The 23,742-nt window shown below is 59.8% G+C and carries 19 protein-coding genes; 10 read left to right on the plus strand and 9 right to left on the minus strand.

Going from position 1 to position 23,742, the window contains the following annotated elements:
* Positions 1-32: 32 nt before the first annotated feature.
* A complete protein-coding gene (locus tag QP904_RS01280; protein ID WP_023021383.1) occupies positions 33-941 on the minus strand; it encodes a hypothetical protein in 909 nt (302 codons plus the stop codon).
* Between the two features lie 105 nt (positions 942-1,046).
* Between QP904_RS01280 and hrpA the strand changes: the two genes are divergently transcribed.
* Positions 1,047-4,934 carry an ATP-dependent RNA helicase HrpA gene (hrpA, locus tag QP904_RS01285; RefSeq protein ID WP_259824647.1) on the plus strand — a complete coding sequence of 1,296 codons (3,888 nt, stop codon included), beginning with the start codon at positions 1,047-1,049 and terminating at the stop codon, positions 4,932-4,934.
* Here the strand turns inward: hrpA and nrdR are convergent.
* Positions 4,931-5,389 carry a transcriptional regulator NrdR gene (gene nrdR, locus QP904_RS01290; RefSeq protein ID WP_049361220.1) on the minus strand — a complete coding sequence of 153 codons (459 nt, stop codon included), beginning with the start codon at positions 5,387-5,389 and terminating at the stop codon, positions 4,931-4,933. The two genes, hrpA and nrdR, sit on opposite strands and share 4 nt — an antisense overlap.
* A 725-nt stretch (positions 5,390-6,114) precedes the next feature.
* Here nrdR and lexA point away from each other — a divergent pair.
* Positions 6,115-6,819, plus strand: a complete 705-nt coding sequence (lexA, locus tag QP904_RS01295) for a transcriptional repressor LexA (RefSeq protein WP_023021380.1) — start codon at positions 6,115-6,117, stop codon at positions 6,817-6,819.
* Between the two features lie 355 nt (positions 6,820-7,174).
* Entirely contained in the window at positions 7,175-7,957 is a 783-nt protein-coding gene (gene sugR, locus QP904_RS01300; protein ID WP_023021379.1) for a transcriptional regulator SugR, read from the plus strand.
* 21 nt (positions 7,958-7,978) lie between these two features.
* On the opposite strand, the gene ptsP is transcribed toward sugR, so the two are convergent.
* Positions 7,979-9,667 (minus strand): phosphoenolpyruvate--protein phosphotransferase, encoded by a 1,689-nt coding sequence (gene ptsP, locus QP904_RS01305; RefSeq protein WP_200288962.1) that lies wholly within the window; start codon positions 9,665-9,667, stop codon positions 7,979-7,981.
* Positions 9,668-9,861: 194 nt separating this feature from the next.
* Between ptsP and QP904_RS01310 the strand changes: the two genes are divergently transcribed.
* Genes QP904_RS01310 through QP904_RS01320 form a run of 3 tightly spaced genes read left to right on the plus strand, consistent with a single transcriptional unit; the run spans position 9,862 to position 13,267 of the window.
* Positions 9,862-10,827, plus strand: a complete 966-nt coding sequence (locus tag QP904_RS01310) for a 1-phosphofructokinase family hexose kinase (protein ID WP_284835391.1) — start codon at positions 9,862-9,864, stop codon at positions 10,825-10,827.
* 13 nt (positions 10,828-10,840) lie between these two features.
* Complete coding sequence (locus QP904_RS01315; RefSeq protein WP_284835392.1) at positions 10,841-12,943, plus strand: PTS fructose transporter subunit IIABC; 2,103 nt, start codon at positions 10,841-10,843, stop codon at positions 12,941-12,943.
* 54 nt (positions 12,944-12,997) lie between these two features.
* Positions 12,998-13,267, plus strand: coding sequence for an HPr family phosphocarrier protein (locus tag QP904_RS01320; RefSeq protein WP_023021375.1), 270 nt, complete (start codon positions 12,998-13,000; stop codon positions 13,265-13,267).
* A 68-nt stretch (positions 13,268-13,335) separates the two neighbouring features.
* Here the strand turns inward: QP904_RS01320 and QP904_RS01325 are convergent, their stop codons facing one another.
* The 3 genes from QP904_RS01325 to hflX all read right to left on the minus strand — a co-directional run bounded on the left by QP904_RS01325 (position 13,336) and on the right by hflX (position 17,261).
* A complete protein-coding gene (locus QP904_RS01325) occupies positions 13,336-14,325 on the minus strand; it encodes an HNH endonuclease signature motif containing protein (RefSeq protein WP_023021374.1) in 990 nt (329 codons plus the stop codon).
* 131 nt (positions 14,326-14,456) lie between these two features.
* Positions 14,457-15,737 (minus strand): uracil-xanthine permease family protein, encoded by a 1,281-nt coding sequence (locus QP904_RS01330; RefSeq protein WP_023021373.1) that lies wholly within the window; start codon positions 15,735-15,737, stop codon positions 14,457-14,459.
* Between the two features lie 30 nt (positions 15,738-15,767).
* Positions 15,768-17,261 carry a GTPase HflX gene (gene hflX, locus QP904_RS01335; protein WP_284835393.1) on the minus strand — a complete coding sequence of 498 codons (1,494 nt, stop codon included), beginning with the start codon at positions 17,259-17,261 and terminating at the stop codon, positions 15,768-15,770.
* 75 nt (positions 17,262-17,336) lie between these two features.
* On the opposite strand from hflX, the gene QP904_RS01340 reads away from it, so the two are divergent.
* Together QP904_RS01340 and QP904_RS01345 are read left to right on the plus strand one after the other, a co-directional pair.
* Positions 17,337-18,134, plus strand: coding sequence for a hypothetical protein (locus QP904_RS01340; protein ID WP_023021371.1), 798 nt, complete (start codon positions 17,337-17,339; stop codon positions 18,132-18,134).
* Positions 18,135-18,169: 35 nt separating this feature from the next.
* A complete protein-coding gene (locus tag QP904_RS01345; RefSeq protein ID WP_034655392.1) occupies positions 18,170-18,775 on the plus strand; it encodes a hypothetical protein in 606 nt (201 codons plus the stop codon).
* Between the two features lie 23 nt (positions 18,776-18,798).
* Here the strand turns inward: QP904_RS01345 and dapF are convergent, their stop codons facing one another.
* From dapF to QP904_RS01360, 3 genes are read right to left on the minus strand one after another with little or no spacing between them, the layout of a single operon-like run.
* Complete coding sequence (gene dapF, locus QP904_RS01350; RefSeq protein WP_023021369.1) at positions 18,799-19,659, minus strand: diaminopimelate epimerase; 861 nt, start codon at positions 19,657-19,659, stop codon at positions 18,799-18,801.
* A gap of 5 nt (positions 19,660-19,664) precedes the next feature.
* Positions 19,665-20,561, minus strand: a complete 897-nt coding sequence (gene miaA, locus QP904_RS01355) for a tRNA (adenosine(37)-N6)-dimethylallyltransferase MiaA (protein WP_284835394.1) — start codon at positions 20,559-20,561, stop codon at positions 19,665-19,667.
* Complete coding sequence (locus QP904_RS01360) at positions 20,561-21,160, minus strand: hypothetical protein (RefSeq protein ID WP_284835395.1); 600 nt, start codon at positions 21,158-21,160, stop codon at positions 20,561-20,563. Before QP904_RS01360 ends, miaA begins: the two co-directional genes overlap by 1 nt.
* A 136-nt stretch (positions 21,161-21,296) precedes the next feature.
* Here QP904_RS01360 and QP904_RS01365 point away from each other — a divergent pair, with 136 nt between their 5' ends.
* On the plus strand, positions 21,297-22,601 hold the full coding sequence (locus QP904_RS01365; protein WP_284835396.1) for a DUF349 domain-containing protein: 1,305 nt from the start codon (positions 21,297-21,299) through the stop codon (positions 22,599-22,601).
* A complete protein-coding gene (locus QP904_RS01370) occupies positions 22,601-23,731 on the plus strand; it encodes a GNAT family N-acetyltransferase (protein ID WP_284835397.1) in 1,131 nt (376 codons plus the stop codon). Before QP904_RS01365 ends, QP904_RS01370 begins: the two co-directional genes overlap by 1 nt.
* The last annotated feature ends 11 nt before the right edge of the window (positions 23,732-23,742 follow it).

Raw genomic sequence — 23,742 nt, forward strand, 5'->3', positions numbered from 1 at the left:
TAACTGGAACGGTGGCCTTTAACTGTGGTGCGCTACGCCTGCGGGAGAGTATTGCGCCCCGCGCACTGGCGGAACATGTGCGCCTGTGCCAAGAGCGTAACCGGATACGCCACGATAAGGCCGATGCCCAAAAGCAAGAAGCCGGCAACAATGATGAAAAAGTTCAAAATGGCAAGCAGCAACATCTGGCCATAGTTGTCCTTGCCTGCCTTAAAGCCATTCTTTACTGCTTCGCCAACGCCATCGCCGTCAGCCGCAAACCACTGCATCAGTGAGAAAAGTGGTTGAATAAAGAAACTAATCACCAAAAGTACGCCCATGATGCCCATGACGCTTAATACTGCCGCAACTGCTTCTTCCTCCGTGAGATTCTCGGCGTCACCAAGCAGCCCAGTGACGGTTCCACCTACTACAGAGAATACAATGAACATCGACACCGCCCCGATGACGAGCATGATGACCAGCGGCTGCCACCAACGCACGTTCTTAAACAGGTAGCCCCAACCGGTGCGAGAGTCATCAATCTGGAAAAGCGCCAGGCGCATAACTACCAGCGACAAAACAAGGCTTAGGACAGTCGAAATGAGTTGAGAGACCAAAGAGCCTGCGGTTGCCTGACCCGCGCCGGAGTCGCCCGCAGCATTGATGCCAGCTGCAATAACAACAAAAACAATGCCTAGCGCAAAAAGCGCTAGAGATCCCAAAATCCACAGCTTCCAATTGCTAAAGACGGTCCTAAACGCCCAAGAAACGGCGTCTACGGCAGAGACCTTGCCGGTATATGGGCGCTGGCCTGCTTGGTAGCCCACATAGCCCTGGGTGTTTTCTTCATGGCTTCCGCCATAGGACGGAAGCTGTCCGTAGTTTGGTCGGTCCTCGGGGTGATCGGTCGGTTCGTAGCGCGGAAAATCATCATTTCCACCCGAATACGGGTTCGTCATAACCGGGGTTCCTCCTTAAGGAATGCGAATCAGTGCATGGATAAGTATTTTCACTTTAACAACTTTTCCTCATTTCAGGCGGGCAGGTAAACTCTGTGCCTAGTCATGACTATGAATGAAACCCCTTCCCGCGACGAGCTTTTCGCCGCACTCGAAAATGTCACCTTGGCCGAAGCCCGCTCCTTCCGCCGCCGCCTGAAAAAGGCCCGTGCCCCGAAAGCGCTCCAAGAAATCGGCGCTGAAATCCACGCTGCGGCTGAGCGCGTCGCGCTTACCGACGCCGCCGTCCCCACCATCACCTACCCCGACGCCCTCCCCGTCACAGCCCGTAGAGACGACATTGCCGAGGCCATCCGGGATAACCAGGTAGTCATCATTGCCGGCGAGACCGGCTCCGGTAAGACCACACAGATCCCAAAAATCTGTCTTGATCTGGGCCGCGGCCGCCGCGGACTAATCGGACATACCCAGCCACGCCGCATTGCAGCACGCACCGTGGCCGAACGCATCGCCTCAGAACTGGACCAAAAGATTGGCGAATCCGTCGGCTACGCCATCCGCTTTGATGATCGCGTCTCTGAGACCACCGCGGTGAAACTCATGACCGATGGCATCCTACTCGCCGAGATGCAGCGTGACCGCTTCCTCAACAAGTACGACACCATCATCATCGATGAGGCCCACGAGCGCTCCCTCAACATCGACTTTTTATTGGGCTATCTCAAGCGTCTTTTGCCCAAGCGCCCCGATCTCAAGGTCATCATTACCTCCGCAACCATCGATCCGGAAAGCTTCGCTGCCCATTTTGCCGACGCCGACGGAAACCCTGCCCCCATTATCGAGGTCTCCGGCCGCACCTACCCGGTAGAAATCCGTTACCGGCCCCTCGAGTTCGAGGCCGGCGGAAAGGTGGTGGACCAAGACCCGCTCGACGGTTTGACCGAGGCAATCGAAGAGCTGATGCACGAAGGCGACGGCGATATCCTTTGCTTCTTCCCTGGCGAACGCGATATCCGCGATGCCATGGAGGCCATCGAAGGCAAGAAGTGGAAAAACGTCGAGGTCACTCCCCTCTTTGGCCGCTTATCTAATCAAGAACAGCATCGCGTTTTCAGCGAACACCGTGGCCGCCGCATCGTGCTGGCCACGAATATTGCAGAAACCTCGCTTACTGTGCCCGGCATCCGCTATGTGGTTGATACCGGCACCGCCCGTATCTCGCGCTATTCCACGCGCACCAAAGTCCAGCGCCTGCCTATCGAGCCTATCTCGCAGGCCTCCGCCAACCAGCGCTCCGGCCGCTGCGGCCGCGTTGCCGATGGCATCGCCATTCGCCTCTATAGCGAACAGGACTTTGAAAGCCGCTCCGAATTCACCGACCCAGAAATTCTGCGCACCAACCTCGCCAGCGTCATCTTGCAGATGGTCTCGCTCAAGCTAGGCGACATCGAACAATTCCCGTTCATCCAACCGCCCGAGCACAAGGCCATCCGCGATGGCCTTAACCTCCTGCACGAGCTCGGCGCTCTCCACGACAAGCAGGATAAGCCCACGCTGACCGCTACTGGCCGCGACCTAGCGCGCATCCCGCTAGATCCGCGTATGGCACGCATGCTCATTGAGGCCAATACCAACGGATGCCTGGATGATGTCATGGTCATCGTCGCCGCCATGACCATCCAGGACGTTCGCGAACGCCCCCTTGATTTCCAGGCCCAGGCCGACCAAGCCCACGCCCGCTTCAAGGACAAGTCCTCGGATTTCTTGTCCATGCTTAAGCTCTGGGATTACATTAAACAAACCCGCAACGAGCAATCCGGCAATAAATTCCGCAAACGCATGAAGCAGGAGTTTCTCCATTACATGCGCATTCGCGAGTGGTTTGACCTGGTACGCCAGCTCAAGGACGTCGCCAAGCAGCTGGGCTGGACATACCAGGAAGGTACCGAGCGCCGCGCCGATGATATCCACATGACACTCCTGTCAGGCTTGCTATCCAATATCGGCGCCCGCGATGGCAACTCCAAAGAATTCCAAGGCGCGCGCAACACCCGATTCCTGGTATTTCCTGGCTCCGCCTTGGCCAAAAAGCCGCCGGAGTTCCTCATGGCCGCCGAGCTGGTGGAAACTTCCCGCCTCTGGGCACGCGACGTCGCCACCATCGATCCCGCCTGGGTAGAAAAGCTTGGCGCAGACCTGCTCAAGCACAACTATTCCGAGCCCACCTGGTCCCGCAAACGCGCCGCCGCCATCGCTCACCAGAAGTCCACACTCTACGGTGTACCCATTGTGGCCGACCGCACCGTGCCCTACCACCGCGTCGATCCCACCGCCGCGCGCGATATGTTCATCCGCAACGCGCTCGTTGCCGGCGACTGGAATACCCACCACGCCTTCTTCAAAACCAATGCCCAAGCGCTTGACGACGCCGCCGCATACGAAGAAAAAGCCCGCCGCCGCGGCCTCATCGTAGACGAAGACACCCTCTTCGACTTTTATGACCAGCGCATCCCAGCAAAGGTAACAACCGGCCGTCATTTCGACTCGTGGTGGAAAAAAGAACGCCGTCGCAACCCTGAATTGCTGGATTTCGATCCGGCAAAGCTCATCGATGACTCCCACGAGGTCACCGAAGAATCCTTCCCCGACCACTGGAGAAAGGGTTCCATCGACTACGAACTAACCTATAAATTTGAACCCGGCGATCCACTCGATGGCGTTACCGTGATGGTGCCCATCCCCATGCTCGCCGGCTTAGATACCGAAGGCTTCGATTGGCTCGTCCCTGGCCTGCGTCTCGAGCTCGTAACCGAACTCATCCGCAGCCTGCCCAAGGCCCTGCGCCGCACTGTTGTTCCCGCACCCGAATTCGCTGAGCGCGCCATCGACCGCCTCGTCCCTTATGAAGGCACCATCACCCAGCAGCTTGCCGACGTCCTCCATGAACTCGGCGGCCAAGGCATCAACGCCACCGATTTCCAGCCCGGCAAGCTGCCGATGCACCTGAGGATGAACTACGGTGCCATCGACAAGCGCGGCAAGATCGTCGACTCCGACCGCGACCTCGCAGCGCTTATCCGCCGCCAGTCCGGGCATATCAAATCCTCTGTGTCCCGTGTCTCTCGCACCGCTGAGTCCACCGCTGTCAGCGAGTGGACCGACGATACTCTAGGTGCCATCGATGACACGGTTACCACCAACGTCGACGGCCACGAAGTCACGGCTTACCCCGCCCTCGTCGCCACAAAGGACGGCGTTGAACTCAAGGTACATCCCACCAAGGCCGCAGCCGATGCCGCTATGGTTACCACCACCCTTACCCTGCTTATGCGCGACATTGCGGTCAATACTGCACAAATGGTCAAGGGCCTGCCGCTGCAACAACGCGTCGCCGTCGACTCCTATCCCCACGGCGGCGCCGATGGCCTGGTCAACGACGCCCGCGTCGCTGCCATACGCGACCTGATGCTAGAGGCCGGCGGACCCGTCCGCACTCCTTCCGCTTTCCAGAAGCTCAAAGACACCATCAAGCCCCAGGTTCCGGGCCGTGTGCGTCAAGCGGTGGTGGCTATCGCCCCAGGACTCGCCGAGTATTCCAACCTGCAAGCCGAACTCGCCCACTGGGACGGTGCGGCCATCGATGACATGCGAGAGCAATTGGAGTTCCTCCTACCCCGTAATGCCATCACAATCCATGGCATGTCCCACCTGCGTCATCTACCGCGCTATATCCAAGCCATGCGCATTCGCTTAGAGGACATGAACCTTGACCCTGACCGCGACGCGGACCGCCAGGCCGAGGTCGATAACGCCAAGGCCTACCTAGCCAACCGGCTGCGCAGCCTACCACCTGGCCGCGAAAAGACGCGCGAAGTCAAGGACATTCGCTGGATGGTGGAGGAACTTCGCGTTTCACTATTCGCCCAACGCCTCGGCACAGCTCACGCCGTGTCGCTCCGCCGCATCCAGAAGGCCGTTGACAAACTGCGCTAGAAATCCTCTCGGTCGCGCCTACGCATGAGACGAATTTCAGATTCGAAATCATCAGCGCTTTCAAAGGACTTGTAGACCGAGGCAAAGCGCAGATAAGCCACCTCATCAAGATCGCGAAGCGGTTCCAAGATGGCCAGGCCAATCTCATTCGCGTTGACCTGAGAGGAACCATGCCCGCGTACGGTCTCTTCCACTTCTTGCGCCAGTTTTTTCAGGGCATCGTCACCCACATCTCGCCCCTGACAGGCGCGCCGTACGCCGCGAATCAGTTTATCTCGACTAAAAGGTTCCGCGAGTCCGTTCCGCTTGACCACCAACAACACGGCCTTTTCGACCGTGGTAAAACGCCCCTTACACGAAGCACACTCACGCCGGCGCCGAATCGACGCTCCAGCATCGACGACGCGGGAGTCAATGACACGGGATTGCTCATTATGGCAGAAGGGGCAATACACAGAGGTCCTTTCACTGACGTTGTTACCCCAGTAGTTTACTCGCCCAGCAGTCCGCCCAACTACCGAGCATAAGGCCACCGCCTCACTAATGCACTACAGCAGCCTCGACCTGTTGAATGTCTGAGGTCGGCGGTTGCGGTGCACTACTTCCTTCCGCCCCTGCCAATCCGCCTAGGAGCGTGCCCAAAAAGACCGCGATTCCAAACACGCCACCTAAAACGTAGTTACCTGTGTTCGACTTCACCGCGCTACGTTGAGCTCTCTGTGAAAGACCGTCGCCCCCGCCAGATTTCACTCGATTCGAACGATATGTCGTTCGATCTTCTACGCGGAGAGTTCGAACATACCGCGAATCACCGCTCCCTCGCGCCGCGCGAGGGGCATATCGATCCACGTCCCATACAGATGCGGGAGAAACCACTAGAGCGCCTGCAGAATTACGCTTTGCCAGGTCATTTCGAGAATTAATAAGTAGAGACATGTTTCTCCTTTCGACGACCGAATTCACCATAGGCATCCCACTGGACACTTAATTTGAAACAGTCGCCATAATGTTCGATTCAGTTGGTACGTTCGATTTATAGCACCGCTTCGAATACTTGTCCACCCGTGGACACAAATCTCGAACATCTGTACTTTTCGTGCTACAAATGACTTGTGGCACTCTAAATCCGCCCACTAATAGACCGACAACGAAGTCACCCGACCCTACGTAGGAGCCAGCAATGGGCCGCAAGCCAAAAAAGTCCGCCGAGAAGACCGATTACGCATCCCTATCCGACCGCCAACGACGAATCCTCAATGTCATTAGTGACGCCGTCATGCTGCGTGGCTACCCACCAAGCATTCGCGAAATCGGCGATGCAGCAGGCCTGCAGTCCACATCCTCAGTTGCCTATCAGCTGAAGCAATTGGAAGAAAAGGGATTTCTCCGGCGCGACCCAAATAAGCCGCGTGCCGTAGATGTTCGCCATCTCAACACAGACGAAGGCACCAAGAAGCCTGGCCGCAAGCCCGCTAAGCCCGAACAGCAGGTTCCCGAGGACGCAGGCGCTGTGTCTTATATTCCTGTGGTCGGTCGCATCGCTGCGGGAGCACCCATTACCGCTGAGGAAAACGTCGACACGTACTTCCCCATGCCTGACGAGGTTGTCGGCAGCGGCGACCTATATATGCTGCAGGTAGTCGGCGATTCAATGAAGGATGCAGGGATTCTCGACGGTGACTGGGTGATTATTCGCTCCCAGTCAGTTGCTGAGGAAGGCGAATTTGTCGCAGCGCTGCTGGACGGTTCCGAGGCCACCGTTAAGGAATTCCACCGCGATTCCTCGGGCGTATGGCTACTTCCCCACAACGATGCTTACTCGCCCATTAATGGCGATGATGCAGAAATTATGGGCAAGGTTGTATCCGTGTTCCGCAAACTTTAAACACTCACCCAGCCTCACTCCGCCCCGCAACGGCCGCCCCAGGCCGTGCGGGGCTTATTTGTGCGCATTTCTCATTAATATAGCCTCTCCGCCAGCCACCCCCATTTTGGCGCCATTTTGGACCCAGACAGCAAAGGAGACGAAAATCCCACTTTCCCACTTTTTGCCCTGACCAGCTATTTTCGTACTTCGTAGCGCGGTGATAGCTGTGCAAATTTTTGCTTTAGTCCGGTTATTCCCGATTTTTGAGACAATGGACTAAGAAAAACAACATCGCGGGACTTTCCTATCCACAAAATCCGGGAATTTTTACCCCCGCTACTCCCCGCGGTGTGCTTAAGTCCAAGGAGGAATAATGTACGCAGAAGAGCGGCGCCGCCAGATAGCGTCTCTCACCGCCGTTGAAGGTCGCGTCAACGTCACTGAGCTATCCGAGCGCTTCGAAGTCACGGCCGAAACCATTCGACGCGATCTAGCGGTGCTGGATAGAGAGGGCGTCGTCCATCGCGTGCATGGCGGCGCGGTAGCATCCCAGTCCTTTCAAACTGCGGAACTTACCCTAGACACCCGGCAGCGTTCCGCCTCCGGCGCGAAAGCCGCCATCGCCCGAGCTGCGCTGGATTTTCTTCCCCACGGCGGCGGCAGCATTTTCCTCGACGCGGGAACTACGATTAATGCATTTGCTGAGCTGATAGGACAGCAATACCCCCAAGGCCAGTTCAACATCGTCTCCAATAGTCTGCCCATCGCCTTGTCCTTAGCAGGCAGCGGAGTACCGGACGTCCAGCTGCTTGGCGGCACGGTTCGCGCGATCACCCAAGCTGTCGTCGGCGACACCGCCCTGCGCACGCTAGCGCTCATGCGCGCCGACGTCGCCTTCATCGGAACCAATGCCCTGACCCTGGATCACGGGCTTTCCACGGCCGATCCCCAAGAAGCAGCCATCAAGTCTGCCTTTGTCACCAACGCCCACAAGGTCGTAGTGATGTGCGATTCCAGCAAACTGGGCAATGACTACTTGGTAAGCTTCGCCCCCGCCGCTGATATCGATGTCGTCATCACTGACGCCGCAGCCCCCGATTCCTTTGTGGAGGCGCTGCGCGAGCACGAAATTGAAGTCGTACTCGCCAGCGAATAAATCCCGCTCCTTCGCCTCAAGCTAGGCGAAGGATGCCATGGTTTCTACCACTGCAGTACGGGCGGCATCAGGGCTTTCCGCATCCAATGCCACCTCAGCGAGCTGTTGGCACTGTTCCAAGGTAATTTCTGCCAACTGTGCGCCTACGCCTGCTACTGCAGTAGACGCTGCGGACAGCGAATTCACGCCCAAGCCCGTAAGCACGCAGGCCAGCATGGGGTCGGCCGCTGCTTCTCCGCATACGCCTACCGCAACGTTATTGGCCTGGCCCACAATGCAGGTGTGCTGGATAAGTCGCAGCACGGCCGGCTGCCACGGGTCGGTCAGGTAGGCCAACTGCGGGGACAGACGGTCTGCAGCCATCGTGTACTGAGTCAGGTCATTGGTGCCGATGGATACGAAGTCGAGGTGCGGCATGATTTTATCCGCCATAAGCGCTGCGGCGGGAACCTCAATCATAGCGCCAGCAGTCAGGCCGCGTTCACGACACAAGTTGGCAAACCACTGCGCTTCGGTAGAAGTGGCAACCATGGGAGCCATCACCCACGTAGAGGCTTTATCATCACGGGCTTCGGCAGCCTGCGCAATTGCATCAAGCTGGCGGGTCAGCAAAGCTTCATTATCGCGCGCGATACGCAGACCGCGAACGCCCAATGCCGGGTTTTCCTCAGAGCTTAGCGTGGCATAAGAAATTGGCTTATCGGAGCCTGCGTCCAATGTGCGCACAACAACCTTGGATTCGGGGAAGGCCTTGAAAACCTTTCCGTAGATCTTTGCTTGTTCCTCCACGCTGGGCTCTTCGCTGGCCGAAAGGAAGGACAACTCCGTGCGATACAGGCCGATGCCTTCTGCCTGAGACTCCGAAGCGATGCGGGCGGCATTGCCATCAGCAACATTTGCCAGCAGCTGCACGCTGTGACCGTCCTTGGTCTTAGCTGGTCCGCGCCACTGAGCAACGCGTGCTGCACGCTCACGGTATTCAGCGACGGCCTTGGTGGAGGTCTCCGCATCAGCACCACAAGTCACGGTTCCTACTGCGCCATCGACAAATACCAGCGTGCCGCTTTCAATGTCGCCAAGCGAAGCGCCCACCGCCACGATGCACGGAATGTCCAATTGGCGCGCGATGATGGCCGTATGGCTAGTGGGGCCACCGAGCTCCGTAACAAGGGCTTTAATGTGTTTGGTATCTAGCGTTGCGGTATCGGCCGGGGCCAAGTCATCTGCAAACAAGACGGCCTCGCCATCTACCAAAGGGAGGCCTGGCTCATCTTCACCACGTAGCTCAGCGATGACGCGGTCGCGTACGTCCTTCAAGTCGGTCGTGCGCTCGGCCATCACACCACCAGCGGCTTCGAACATGGTGACAAACTTGTCAGTCGCGCCAACAGTGGCAAATTCCGCATTCCTACCGGTGCGGATATTCTTGCGCACTGTTTTGTGCCAGCCACGGTCTTTGACCATACCGGCGGTTGCAGTGAGAACCTCGGCCGCTTGGCCCTCTGCGGCTGCCGCGCGCTTCTCCAATCGATTAGCAACCGTATCTACGGCCGCAAGAAAGCGGTTGTACTCGGATTCACTCGCTTGCTCTGGGTCAATGCTTCCCTCGGTAGGCAGGGCCGGGCGAGGGCGGACCCACACGGCTTCGGCGTAGGCGACTCCGGCAACGACACCGGTGCCTTTGATTGTGGACTCAGACGCGTTTTCCATGAGCGTACTTCCTTCGAAGATAGCGGTTATTGACTTCCAGAACACCACAAAACGGATAGAAAAGCAATGTATACCACAGTTTTCTGTTGACTTTCGGACACATTCGGACAAGAATCAACATTAAGGGCGGGCCATTCCCAAAGGTTCTCTCCAGCGGCGTTCGGCCCCAATATATAACCTGCGAAAGGGACAACTTGATTCTCACGCTGACCCCCAATCCCAGTATCGACGCCACCCTCGTACTCAGCGGGCCTTTAACTTCCGGTGATGTCCACCGTGCCAGCGAGGTCACACAGGTTGCAGGCGGCAAGGGCGTAAACGTCACCCATGCCGTGCACCTAGCCGGCGAGCAAACCCTGGCACTTTTTCCGTCCCACGACTCCGATTCCTTCCTGAATCTCATCTACGCGGCCGGATTGCCTTCTTCGGCTACTGCTATGGACGGCTCCATTCGCGTCAACACCACCATCACCGAGCCCGACGGCACCACCACCAAGGTCAACGGCCCAGGCCCCGTGCTTTCCGACGCCGATGCCCAAGCCATTACCTCCACCCTCACCGCCCGCGCCCTCGCGGCCGACTGGGTGGTGCTAGCCGGTTCCTTGCCGCGCGGCGTGGACACCGATTGGTATTGCGAGCTCATCTCCGCTATCCGTGCGGCCGCACCACAGGCCCGCATCGCGGTAGATACCTCCGATGCTCCGATGCTGGCCATCGGGAAAAATCTCGAGTCTTCGGCACCCGATCTCATAAAGCCCAATGGTCTAGAGCTCGGCCAACTCACCGGCACCGACGGCCGCGAGCTGGAAGCACAAGCCGCCCGCGGTGACTATTCGGGAGTGGTTAGCGCGGCACGCGACGTCGTCAAGCGAGGCATCGCAGAAGTGCTCGTCACCCTCGGTGGCGCCGGTGCCGTACTGGTTACGGCTGAAGGAGCATGGGCTGCCACTCCCCCTCCAGCCACCGTGAAATCCACCGTAGGTGCTGGAGACGCAGCGCTCGCCGGATACCTTCTCGGCCGCACCGCTGGTAAATCTCCGGCCGCAAGCCTTGCCCGATCCGTGGCCTACGGGACCGCGGCTGCATCCAAGCAAGGCACGCAATTTCCTCGTCCTGAAGAAATAGATATCGCTAATACCACCGTTAACTCGCTAGCCTAAGGAGCGCCCCAAAATGGCTTCCGAACTCATTACTACGGAACTTGTCGCCCTTGACGCCGACTTTGGCGACAGTGTTGACTCCGTCATTACCAACCTAGCCGCGCTAGTCCAGGACACCGGCCGAGCCACCGACGTCGCCGGATTGGCCCAACCCGCCATCGACCGCGAGGCTAAAGCCGGCACCGGCGTACCCGGCGGTGTTGCCATCCCGCACTGCCGTTCCGAGGCTGTCACCGAACCAACCCTCGCATTCGCCCGCCTAGGCCGCGGTGTAGATTTCTCCGGTCCTGATGGAGACGCCCAGTTGGTCTTCCTCATCGCCGCTCCGGCCGGTGGCGGCAAGGCTCACCTAAAGATTTTGTCCAAGCTAGCCCGCGCCCTTGTCCGAAAAGACTTCCTCGAGGCACTGCGCAGCGCCCCCACCAAGGAAGAAATTGTTCGCCTTGTCTTGGATGTAGTCAACGCAGAAAAGCCAAAGAAGAAACCGGCCGCCGAGTCGGCTGCCCCCGCCGCTGGTGCCGCCGGTACAGGCTCCTCCGCCGCCCCCAACGGCTCGTCCTCGGCGACCCCAACTACCGCGGATTCTTCGGACAACGTCACCCGCATCGTGGCCATCACCGCCTGCCCTACCGGCATCGCCCACACCTACATGGCGGCCGACGCCCTCACACAGACCGCGGCCGAACGCGATGACGTAGCGCTGACCGTAGAAACGCAAGGTTCGTCGAATAATGAGTCCGTCTCCCAAGCCACCATCGATGCGGCCGATGCGGTCATCTTCGCCACGGACGTTGGCGTACGCGACCGGGAGCGATTCGCTGGCAAACCGGTAATTGAGTCTGGCGTCAAGCGCGCCATCAACGAGCCTGGCACCATGCTCGACGAGGCCATCGCCGCCGCCCGAAACCCCCACGCGCACAGGGTATCCGGCACCGCTACCCGGGCCGATGCAGAAGAAGAGGGAAAGTCTCTCGGTTGGGGCAAGCGCATCCAGCAGGCCATCATGACCGGCGTATCCTATATGGTTCCATTCGTCGCGGCCGGTGGTCTTCTGCTTGCCCTTGGCTTCCTTTTTGGCGGCGCCGATATGGCAAACGGTTGGCAGGCACTGTCGACGGACTTTTCACTAGGCAATCTTCCTGGTCATGACGTAACCGTGGACGGCGAACTTATGCATTTCGAGCGCTCCGGGTTCTTGCTGTATCTCGGCGCTGTTCTTTTCGCCATTGGCCAAGCAGCGATGGGCTTTATCGTTGCTGCTCTTTCCGGTTATATCGCCTACGCGCTCGCCGGCCGTCCAGGCATCGCCCCAGGCTTCGCGGGCGGCGCGATCGCGGTTACCCTAGGTGCTGGTTTTATCGGTGGCCTGGTAACTGGTCTTCTGGCGGGCTTCGTCGCTTTGTGGATTGGCAATTGGAAGGTACCACGCTGGCTGGGCTCGCTCATGCCAGTTGTCATCATCCCACTACTGACCTCGCTCGTCGTCGGCCTTGCGATGTACCTACTGCTGGGCGCACCGCTGGCAGCCATCATGGATGGCCTGCAGGATTGGCTTTCGTCGATGTCCGGTTCCTCGGCCGTGCTCCTAGGAATCATCCTCGGCTTGATGATGTGCTTTGATTTGGGCGGCCCTGTCAATAAGGCGGCTTATCTCTTCGCTACGGCCGGACTTTCTACCGGCGACGAGTCCTCCATGCAGATCATGGCCGCGGTTATGGCCTCCGGCATGGTTGCACCGATTGCGCTCTCCCTGGCCACGTTCATCCGCAAGTCGCTGTTTACTCCGGCCGAGCAGGAAAACGGCAAGTCCGCTTGGTTGCTGGGCCTGTCCTTCGTCTCGGAGGGTGCCATCCCGTTCGCCGCGGCCGACCCCTTCCGCGTTATCCCTTCGATGATGGCCGGCGGCGCGGTGACAGGCGCGGTTTCGATGGCCTTGTCGGTCGGCTCCCGAGCTCCACACGGCGGTGTGTTCGTCCTCTTCGCCATCGACCCGTTCTGGGGCTATCTCGTCGCTATCGCGGCCGGTGTGGTTGTCTCGACCGCAGCGGTGCTGGCAATGAAGCAGTTCTGGCCTAGTAAAGCCGTCGAAGAAGCTGCTCAGAACGTGGCGGCATAAACCAAACACTCGTACACTGGATTGCAACAATCCCCATAAGAAAGGATCTTTTCCATGGCTTCCAAGACTGTAAAGGTAGGTTCCTCTGTAGGCCTGCACGCACGTCCCGCCTCCATTATCGCGGACGCAGCTGGCGAGTTCGACGAAGACATCTTCCTCAACCTCGTTGGCGATGACGATGAAGATGAGACCGATGCGGCCTCTTCTTTGATGATTATGGCTCTTGGCGCAGAACAGGGCGATGAGGTTACTGTTACTTCCGACAACGAAGAAGCGGTAGAAAAGATTGCTGCCCTCATCGAAAAGGACCTAGACGCTTCCTAAGCCCTAAAACGGTTCGCTTTAAAGCTCCCCGCCTGTGTGGTGGGGAGCTTTTCGCTTGCCGACGCCACCTATCCCCACGGTGGCACCCAGCTCACCTGCCCGTTTATCCGGGCCAGCCGTCCTCTGCGAGGTGGGGCATTGGGGGCATCGTCATTGACTCCATTATGGTAGGGACAACAAGTCGCGAGGTTCGCAGCGTTAGTCTCACCGCCGTGCTTCCACGCCTTCAGGTGGTGGACCTGGCATTCATCCGCGGGAAAATTACAGCTCTCCCACGGGCACACCGGGTTTAGCGCAGCCGCCATCAGCCGCTGCTTGTCGTTGGCTAGCCGCGAGGTTCGATAGAGGTTTACCGGCCCCTCGTGCGGGTGAACGAGTGTGACATAGCCGTGATCGCTTAGTGTCCGCGCCACGAGCTCCGCTCCCGTCATTTGAGCGCCATTGGTCAACTGCAGGGTAATTTCTTCGCCCCCACCGTCGACTATTCGGTCGAGCTCATCGAGGGTGAGCACTACCTGTGTCGTTACCGTCGTGCGTGCTGCATTCGCTTTCCCGAAAAAGAGGTCTTTGGCAGATTCCAGCGGCTTATTGGCATCCAATGCGGCGTGCATATCTGCTACATCGGCTGAATCCCCAGTAATGGTCAGCGACCACGGGCCGCCGGAACGACGGGTAATGCGCACGCCTTTTTCCGGTGTGCGGCGCGGGCGCAGCTCGCGGACCAAGGCCCGAGCACGCTTTTCTAGTGCTGTAGCACTGCCACGAAAGGCACACAGTTCGCAGCGTAGGGTCCAGGCATCTCGCTGCGTCGGCAAGCGCAGGGCGTATTTTTCAATGAGCAGCAGCACGTCGAGGGAATGAGTAGTCTGTCGCGCTGCTCGCTGTTTGGCAGAAAAGCCGCACTTGCCAAAGTAAGTATCGCACAGTCGTAGCAGGTCACGCGCGGCAATGTCGGAAGCACCTTGCGCGATGAGCTCGCGATCACTGAGCCCTTGAGCGGCGGCGACGATATCCATTCCGGCGCTCATGGCGTCTAAGTATGCGTCCAATGCGGTCATGCCGCTGAGTTAAACAGCCTGCGCAAGCCCATGCGAGCCAGGCACAAGAGCGGTGTGGATAACCCGCGTTGCCCCGTCAACAACATAGCCCGCCGCGGGCGCGCGGCGGGCAACTATCCACAGCAGAAAAATTAGTACTTGGCGGCGTGGCCTTCGCCGACGGAATCGTATAGCTTCTTCATGATCGGATAGGCGACGATAATGCCCACTGAACCCCACGCGATGCCTTCCAGGGAAACCCCACCAACGCTGAGAGTCAGGTTGCCGATACCCGCGATGAGCGCCACTGCGGCCGCGGTCAGGTTAACCGGGTTATTGAAATTGACCTTATTGTCCATCCAAATGCGCACACCCAACATGCCGATGAGCCCGTAAAGCACGATGCAGGCCCCACCAAGAACGCCGGTAGGAATGGTGAAAATCAGCGCGCCAAACTTCGGCACGAAAGCCAGAAGGATGGCGGTAAATGCTGCTACCCAGTACGCGGCGGTGGAATAGACCCGGGTAGCGGCCATCACTCCAATATTTTCAGCATAGGTCGTGGTGCCAGAGCCGCCGAAGCCGCCAGCGAGGGTAGATGCGAGGCCATCGGCGATAAGGGCGTCACCGGCCAAGTCATCGAGATCGCGCTTTGTCATCTCGGAAACGGCCTTGACATGGCCGACGTTTTCCGCGATGAGGACCACCAGCACGGGAAGCGCGACGGCAATGGCGGAGACGTTGAAGGAAGGTGCGTGGAATTGCGGCAGGCCCACCCACGGGGCGGCATCAATGGCCGCGACGGCGTCATCGCCGAGGTTGCCGGTGAGAGCGGCGAAAATCCAGCCCACGACCACGCCGAGGAGAATGGACAGGCGCGAGACCATGCCGCGGCCGGCGACGGTGGCCAGCAGGATTACCAGCAGCGTCACTGCCGCCACGAGCGGCTGAGAGGCGAAGTTCTCGGCCGCATTCGGCGCCAAGTTCAGGCCGATAAGTGCCACAATCGCACCGGTTACGGCCGGTGGCATGACGGCGTCCAACACGCGGCGACCGGCGAACTTTACGGCGACGCCCACCGCGGCAAGGACAAGGCCAGTAACCAAAATGGAGCCGGCCTGCGCGGCGATGCCGTACTGCTGCGACGCCGAAAGAGGTGCGATGAACGCGAACGAGGAGCCGAGGTAGGACGGCAACCGGTTGCGCGTGATAAGCAGGAACAAAATTGTGCCGAGACCGGAAAAGAGCAGCGTCGTATTGACGGGGAATCCGGTCAAGGTGGGAACCAAAAGCGTAGCTCCGAACATGGCCACCACGTGCTGCATACCGATGCCGATGGTGCGGCCCCAGCTGAGTCGTTCTTCCGGCGCCACCACCGCGCCTGGGGCAATCTTTTTACCGTCTCCGTGGACGGTCCAACCTTTTAAGCTCACGAGCCTTAATTATGGATCACCGGAGCTGGTTTAGGAAACTTCCTCCACGATGAATTCAGCGAGCTCACGGGCGGTGGGTGAGGGAAGGCGGACGTCGACAAGCGTGCCATCGGCCGTATACTCCTCGTGGCGCACCGTGCCCTCGGCATGCACGCGTGCCACCACATCCCCGCGCGTGAAGGGAACCTGCAGCTTAACGTGACTATCGCGGGAGTTGAGGAAGAGTTCCACACGCGCGGTAAGCTCGTCGATTCCCTCACCGGTACGGGCAGATACGTAGACGACGTCCTCATGGTCAAGAACGTGGCGCAGCTCAGCAAGCACCAGCGGATCGGCCTGGTCGATCTTATTGATCACGATAATTTCGGGCGGGGCCTGCTCCCCTGTCTCAGAGACGATGTCATAGATGACCTGATTGACCGCCTCAATCTGTTTTAGTGGGAACGGGTCTGAGCCATCGACCACGTGCAGCATAATATCGGCGGCTAGTACCTCTTCCAGGGTGGATTTAAAGGCCTCCACTAGCTGCGTAGGCAGGTGGCGGACGAAGCCGACGGTATCGGTGAAGACGACCTGGCGGCCGTCGGCAAGCGTGGCACGGCGAGTGGTGGGGTCCAATGTGGCAAAGAGCGCGTCTTCCACCAATACCCCGGCGCCGGTCATGGCGTTAATGAAGGAGGACTTTCCGGCATTGGTGTAGCCCGCAATAGCTATCTGTGCAATGGTTGAGCGTTGGCGCTTGGAACGCTTGACCTCACGTGCGGTCTTCATGGCGCGCAGTTCCTTGCGCAGGCGGGCCATCTCCGTGCGGATGCGGCGACGGTCTGTCTCAATTTTGGTCTCACCGGGACCACGCAGGCCCACGCCGCCATTGGAACCGGCGCGGCCGCCTGCCTGGCGCGAGAGGTTGCCACCCCAACCACGGGTATGCGTATACAAGTATTCCAACTGCGCCAATGAGACTTGGGCCTTACCCTCTTTTGATTTCGCATGCTGGGCAAAGATGTCAAGGATGAGCATGGTGCGGTCAATGACCTTGGTGTTAAGCGCACGCTCGAGTGCGGTGAGCTGGCCGGGGTTAAGCTCACCATCGCAGACCACGGTATCGGCACCGGTGGCCTCGACGATATCGCGCAATTCCTTCACCTTGCCGGAGCCGATGTAGGTGCCGGAGTCCGGCTTATCGCGCTTTTGGTAAATCATCCCCACTACTTCGGCGCCGGCGGTTTCGGTTAGCGCGGCCAGCTCGTCCATGGTGGCTTCCACTTCGGCCACGGTGCCTTCGGTCCACACGCCGACCAAAATGACTCGCTCGAGGCGCAGCTTTCGGTACTCCACCTCGTAGCCATCGGTAGTGTCCTCGGCGCGGATGGTGGTCTCACGGGTAACGCGGCGGAAGGCATTGCGCTCTGCCAGATCGAGGTCACCGGTGGTGGGCGTCGCCTCCGGCGTGGCCGGGGCGTCGTTATCGCGAAAGGCGCGGGCGAGGAGATCGTCGTTATTATGCTGGGAAAATTCGGTCATACTACCTTTCATTTTTGCATGTTGCGGCCGAAAGCGGGAATTTCGGATTCTTAGCTGGGTGGACAAGGCGATACAATGGCGGGCATGAACGTTAAGGACACTGGGGTGAAGCAGAATACCGAGATGCAGGCCATTGGCCTCAATTTCGAGCGCTGGCAGGATGCGGTCGAGGCGGCCATCGCCAGCGACCGCTTAGCCGTTACCGGTGAGGTGCGCGGTGGCCAGCTCATTCAGTTCACCGATCCGTCGGGCGCGCAGCTTAATATCCTCGCGGTAGAGCCTTTTGCCACCTTCATCGGCTTCGATGCCGTCACGCAAGGGTTTGCCCACGTGGAGATGGTCAACGATGTCCTGGCCCTGCTGGAAATCATCGATCCTTTCGGCACCACCATCGCCCAGGCCACCGCAAACCTGGCGCAGGGGCCTTTGCTTGTCGACGAACCCTTGCAGCAGTGGCAGCAAATTTCCCTAACCGCCATGGGGCTGGATGTGCGCACCTACGATTCCGCCGCTGCCTATGAGGCGGCCGAGGGCGAGTTCCCCGCGCTCTTCGAATCCGCGGGGGCCAAGGTTATTTCCTCCGGCTCCGGTGCCAAGGTCCCGACCCCTGCCGCCTCCTTTGCCGCACGCGTCATGGAATCTGAGTGGCGCACCAACGAGCTGACCGGGGAGAAATTCGCTCACCTCGTCATGGATGGACTATTCCCCTTCGACCTCTGCCTGCCAGTGGGAGCCGGCGAGCTGCCGGCGAAGGACTCTATCGTGGCCGGTACCGCGATGCTTACGGCGTCTATTGAGCTGCCCAGCGGCGGTTGCGGCGATGGCGCTGGCTGCGGTTGTGGCTCCGGTGGCTGCGGCTGCGGCGGCCATTAGAACGGACATAAAGGCCTGGTGAAATAACTGTGTGGATGCCCTTCCCTGAAAATGCGAGGAACCGGCGGGTAATGGTTCTCGTGCTGATCCTGGTGGGATCAGTGGCGGTTGTGGCAACCCTGAAAGTCTCCGGGGTTTTCATTGCAGCGCTGCTCATCGCGGCGGCGCTGCTTATGCTGCATACCCGGCCGGATGCCTCAGAGCAGGCAGCCCTGCGCAGTTCTATTCGCCTTTCGGCGGAAGACATCGAAGACGTCGTGGCGGAATACGAGGACTTCCGCTCCTCCGCGGACGCAGAGAAAATGGCTGACCGCACGCTCTACCGGCCGGCGCTTTTAGATTTGGATTGTTCCGACCCCACCATCCAAGCCTTCCATTACGAGCTTTCCGGCGCCCGGCGGTTCCTGCGTCGGTTGAACTTGCGCGTTAATGCGGAAGAAATTAGCACCAACGAGTTGGAATCTTTGCTCAGGGTCACCGATGAGCGCGCCCGCGAACTGAAAGAAACGTGGTTGTCTGCCCGCCGTGCTGCCTTCGCGCTCGGGCCGAAGTATGAAAAGAACGAAGTAGAAAATCGCGCGCTGCGCCGCCAAGAACTCGAAGAGCAAGCCTTCGAGGAAGGCGAAGGGCGCAGCGCCTAAACACTAGCCAGACACGAGGCGGTCTACAGCGAGGTCTCGCCGGTAGCGACGATCGCGGAAGGTCCGGTCAAGCGCGAGCCGCCCTCGTAAATATCGACGATAACTTCCCCGCCCGGTACGTGTACGTGCACGGTGCCGTGGGGGGTGCTGGTGTGGTCAACGGCGGCGTCGGCAAGCGCGGCGGTCGCTGCCGCCACAGTGCCGGTGCCGCAGGAGCGAGTCTCTCCTACTCCGCGCTCGAAGACACGCATGTGCACGTGGCCGTCGCACAGTGGAGTCACCAGCTCGACGTTTACGCCATCCGGGAAGAAAGCATCATCGATGACGGGCTTTTCCAGAGTCTTTGCCGCAAGCTCCTTAGCCTCCAGCCCCGGCAACACGGCCGCCAGGTGGGGATTTCCCATGTCTACGCCCAAACCGGCATATTTTTCCCCCGCCATGGATGCGGTGGACACGCCAATTACTTCGGCCGAGCCCATCTCCACCGTGACCTCGGCCGCATGTGCATCACACGAATGGACAGTAACGAGCTTGGCACCCGCCCGAGTGCCGATGGTGAACTTATCTTCGTCCACCAGACCGCGCGAGCGCAGCCAGTGGGCGAATACGCGGGTTCCGTTGCCGCACATTTCGGCCACGGAGCCATCGGCATTGCGGTAATCCATGAACCAATCATCGGGCGCAATGCCCTCGACCAGTTCGGCGATTTCACCGGCTGCGAGCAAAGCATCGGCGCGCACGACGCGCAGCAAACCATCGCCTCCGATACCGGCGCGGCGATCGCACAGCGCCGCTACGCGCTCGGGACTAAGCGGCGTGGCAGCCGCGTGGTCTTCCACGATGACGAAGTCATTTTCAGTTCCATGACCCTTGGCAAATTTCATGTTCCCTACCCTAGCGCGCGCAACGCCTGGGCGGCCGTATCGCCTGCAGCATCCAGCCATGTAATGCGCTTATCGCGGTTGAACCAGGAGCGCTGACGGCGCACATACCGCCGCGTCCCGGTAACGGTGCGCTCTACCGCCTCATCCCACGTGAGTTCGCCGCGCTGGGCTTGAAATACCTGGGCATAGCCGATGGCGCGGCCAGCGGTGGAATCAGCCACCAAGCCTTGTCCTTGGAGATTCTCCACTTCCTCGATAAGCCCACGCTCAAACATCTGGCGCGTGCGCAGCTCAATGCGCGGATTCAACCAGTCCGCGGTGGTGCGCAGCCCCAAGAGGCGGGTTCCCCACCGCGGCGGGGCATCCTTCGGCGGCTGGCTGGCTTTATAGGGCTTGCCGGTTAGTTCAATGACCTCGAGCGCGCGGACGGTACGGCGCGGATCCTTATCCTCGATAATGGCGGCTGCGGCCGGATCCACCTGCGCCAGCTCCTCATGCAGGGCATCGGTACCGATTTCCACGCGCCGTGCCTCGTACTTGGCACGAACGGCGGGGTCGGTGGGTGGGAACTGCCAGTCGTCGACAAGCGCTTGGGCATAGAGCATGGAGCCACCAACCAGAATGGGCGTTTTGCCGCGGTCCATGATGCCTTCCACGTCCGCGATAGCATCGCGCTGGTAGCGCGCCACGGAAGCGGTTTCGGTCACCTCCCACACATCGAGCTGATGGTGCGGGATCCCCTCGCGCTCGGCCGGGGTGAGCTTGGCGGTGCCAATATCCATGCCGCGATATAACTGCATGGAATCGACGTTGACCACCTCTCCGTCTAGTTCATGCGCAAGCGCCAGACCTAAGGCAGATTTTCCGGAGGCGGTGGGACCAAAGACTGCAATCGGGTGCATTAGACCTCCCATCCTGCGACATAGCGGCCAACGCCCAAGGTGGCATCGGTGGCCAAAAGCTGCGCTTTCTTTGGCCGCAAGCCCGCCAATTCCTCCCACAGTGCGGGTTCTATGACGCCGCGCTGGGAAAGCCACTCACCTGCCCTGCTTGCCGACGCCCCCATCAGCACCTCCTCGCACCACTCGTGCGCCGCCTGGGCGTCTGGAACAAGCGCCAAAGGGGCGCGCTCGGTTAGGCCTGCACTGCCATCTGCCACGACGATGGTCAGCGCCGCTGGATCCGGCTGGCCGATAGCCTCCCGACTACCGCGGACGCTAAGCTGCGGCACGCTGCGTAGTACGTAGCGCGCCATTATCTCGGGCAAAAAATTGCCGCCGCCCAGGTCCGTGGCTGCTCCCCAGGCCTGTAAACTGCCGGTATGGGCGGTATACCAGCGCTGGTCTTGGCTGCCAACGATATCCACGGCTGTGATACCGGCCGCGGCAGCCTCCACCGCAAGGGAGCGAGCAGCGGCGAGCAGTGCACGAGAGGCAGCGTCATGAGCGGAAAGCTCCACGGCCAGCGCTGGTGAGGCTGGCATTACCATGAGATTGAACATTATTTCTCCATACTATCTACCCAAGTGGAGGTAATTAAATAGAATCTGGGCGCGCGCGAGATATTCGCGGTAATGTATCCAATGATTTTATCCGGCAGCCGTGACGCGCGGCGATCTATGCATAGGAGGGCTTGTCATGTCTCCCATCCCTACCCCAGGTTCCATGCCCAAAAAGGGCCCTCGCCCCACCGCAAAGCCTGTTCCCGTTCAGGCCCCACGCAACAATGACCCGGCCAAGTGGGGCCGGATCGACACAGATGGTTCCGTCTTCGTTTCTGCTCCAGAGGGCGAACGCAAGATCGGCGAGTGGAAAGCCGGTACCCCCGAGGAGGGCCTTAAGCACTACGGCGCGCGTTATGACGATCTATCTACCGAAATCGAGCTGCTCGAGGCACGCCTACGCGCCAATCCTGATGAGGCCGTCGGCATTAAAAAGACCGCAGCGCAGTTGCGCGAAACCCTAGCTACCGCTGCGGTCATCGGAGACATCGCTGCCTTGGATCGGCGCCTTAGCGCGGTGATTGAACACTCGGTAGAAGCCGGCGAGCAGGCGCAGGCCGATAAGGAGCGTCGCCGCGAAGAAGCAATCGCTGCCAAGGAAAAGCTGGCGGCTGAAGCAGAAGAAATTGCTGAAAACTCCACCGAGTGGAAGGCCGCTGGCGACCGCATCCGCGCCATCTTGGAGGAGTGGAAGCAGATTAAGGGTATCGACCGTAAGACCGATGATGCCCTGTGGAAGCGCTACTCTCGCGCCCGCGATTCCTTCAACCGCCGCCGCGGCTCCCACTTTGCTGAGCTGGACCGCGCCCGTGCGGTTGCCCGCAAAAAGAAAGAGGAGCTCGTCGAGCGAGCCGAGGCCATCCAGGATTCTACCGATTGGGGTCCCACCGCCCGCGCCTACCGCGATTTGATGACCGAATGGAAGGCCGCCGGCCGCGCTCCACGCGAGGTGGACGATAAACTCTGGGCCCGCTTCCGCGCCGCCCAGGACAAGTTCTTCAATGCTCGCAATGCCGTCAATGACGAGCGCGACCGCGAATTCGCAGAAAATGCCAAGGCCAAAGACGCCTTGATTGCAGAATACGACGGTCAAATCGATCCTGCTAAGGGAATCGAGGGAGCTAAGGCCAAGCTGCGCGAGTTGCAGGAAAAGTGGGAAGAGATCGGCTTCGTTCCCCGCAAGCAGGTGCGCGAATACGAGTCCAAGATCGCGGCGCTGGAGCAGCGCGTTACCGATGCGGAAAAGTCCGAATGGCGCCGCACCGACCCAGAGGCGCAGGCACGTGTGGCACAATTCCAGGCCAAGGTCGATGAGTTTAAGTCTCAGGCCGAGGCGGCTGAAGCCAAGGGCAATGCAAAGAAAGCCGCTGATCTGCGCGCTCAGGCCGAGCAATGGCAGGCTTTTGCCGACGCCGCCGCTAACGCCGTCAACGATAAGTAGTGCACCTCGTCCACATTGCGCGTCCACCGCGGCCGCCGCACGCATCTCCCGTTGACGCACGGCCCAGCGAACCAGCGGATTGCATTCGCAGCTTCGTCTTTTGGGCCAACTTGGCGGCCCAAGAAGCAAGCGGCGATGCCGCAGCATCGACGTCACCGGGCCGCGTGGTCCAGCGCCTGCAGGGTTCTAGCGAATCACAGACCCATCTCTTTGCCGTAGTGGACGGCGACTCCACCCTGGGCGAGGTCTCTGAGCTTGGGCTGCCGCTAATACCTGCGGTGGAGCCCAGCCCAGAGCTGGACTACCTCGGATTCATCCACCTCAGCCTGCCGCTTTTAGAAGAGCGCGAAACCGCCGAGATCGAATGCGTGCTGTGCGATCTGCCTCTCCCTGGGCAAGAACTCGAGGAGGAAGGGCAGAAAGTAGCCGAGTGGATGGGCATAAAGGCGCTGGAGCTTGCCCGGAAGCTCGGCCGCACCATTGCGCACGTCGGTCTTCTGCATCCACCGGGGACGGACCCAGACTACGATGTCATGGGAAGCGTCTACCGCCAGCTGGGGTTTAAGCACCGGCATGCAGAACACCAACTCGTGATGGACATCCCCGAAAGCCCCGTGGCGGCACTCCTTCCAGCGGGAATCACCTCGCAAGCGTGGGCTGATTACGACATCCCAGAAAGCTACCTCGACGAGGTCATGCGGCTGCTTACCCTAGCCTCCCAAGACGCGGAGACCGGGGATTTGACGGTGGAGCCCATCGTCTGGACTCGCACGCGGTTGCGCGAAGCCCACAGCCGGCTGCGTTCTCGCCGCGGACATACGTTACTTATCGCACTCACCAGCGAAGAGGGGAAAATCCTCGCGCTGGCAGAAGTAGCCAGGCACGAGGATGCGAATCCTGAGGTAGCCGAGTGGACTTTGACCGTCACCGATCGTCCGCACCGGCGCCGCGGACTTGCGCAATTAGCCAAGCTCACGGCGCTTCACGCCGTTGCACGCCATTGGCCACAAGTACGTCGTTGCTACGGCTCCGTGGCGGACAAAGACGAAGCGATGAATGCCATCTACCGTAGATTGGGTGCCCGAGAGCTTTCCCGCTCTTGTGCATGGGAGTTGCGATTGCGAGACTAGAGCCGCAGGCG

The sequence above is a fragment of the Corynebacterium nasorum genome (assembly GCF_030229765.1).
GTDB lineage: Bacteria > Actinomycetota > Actinomycetes > Mycobacteriales > Mycobacteriaceae > Corynebacterium > Corynebacterium kefirresidentii.

Bases quoted from the DNA above. Each gene is read 5' to 3' on its own strand.
- QP904_RS01280 (WP_023021383.1), bottom strand. From the start codon at position 941: ATGACGAACCCGTATTCGGGTGGAAATGATGATTTTCCGCGCTACGAA.
- hrpA (WP_259824647.1), top strand. From the start codon at position 1,047: ATGACTATGAATGAAACCCCTTCCCGCGACGAGCTTTTCGCCGCACTC.
- lexA (WP_023021380.1), top strand. From the start codon at position 6,115: ATGGGCCGCAAGCCAAAAAAGTCCGCCGAGAAGACCGATTACGCATCC.
- sugR (WP_023021379.1), top strand. From the start codon at position 7,175: ATGTACGCAGAAGAGCGGCGCCGCCAGATAGCGTCTCTCACCGCCGTT.
- ptsP (WP_200288962.1), bottom strand. From the start codon at position 9,667: ATGGAAAACGCGTCTGAGTCCACAATCAAAGGCACCGGTGTCGTTGCC.
- QP904_RS01315 (WP_284835392.1), top strand. From the start codon at position 10,841: ATGGCTTCCGAACTCATTACTACGGAACTTGTCGCCCTTGACGCCGAC.
- QP904_RS01320 (WP_023021375.1), top strand. From the start codon at position 12,998: ATGGCTTCCAAGACTGTAAAGGTAGGTTCCTCTGTAGGCCTGCACGCA.
- QP904_RS01325 (WP_023021374.1), bottom strand. From the start codon at position 14,325: ATGACCGCATTGGACGCATACTTAGACGCCATGAGCGCCGGAATGGAT.
- hflX (WP_284835393.1), bottom strand. From the start codon at position 17,261: ATGACCGAATTTTCCCAGCATAATAACGACGATCTCCTCGCCCGCGCC.
- QP904_RS01340 (WP_023021371.1), top strand. From the start codon at position 17,337: ATGGCGGGCATGAACGTTAAGGACACTGGGGTGAAGCAGAATACCGAG.
- QP904_RS01345 (WP_034655392.1), top strand. From the start codon at position 18,170: ATGCCCTTCCCTGAAAATGCGAGGAACCGGCGGGTAATGGTTCTCGTG.
- dapF (WP_023021369.1), bottom strand. From the start codon at position 19,659: ATGAAATTTGCCAAGGGTCATGGAACTGAAAATGACTTCGTCATCGTG.
- miaA (WP_284835394.1), bottom strand. From the start codon at position 20,561: ATGCACCCGATTGCAGTCTTTGGTCCCACCGCCTCCGGAAAATCTGCC.
- QP904_RS01360 (WP_284835395.1), bottom strand. From the start codon at position 21,160: ATGTTCAATCTCATGGTAATGCCAGCCTCACCAGCGCTGGCCGTGGAG.
- QP904_RS01365 (WP_284835396.1), top strand. From the start codon at position 21,297: ATGTCTCCCATCCCTACCCCAGGTTCCATGCCCAAAAAGGGCCCTCGC.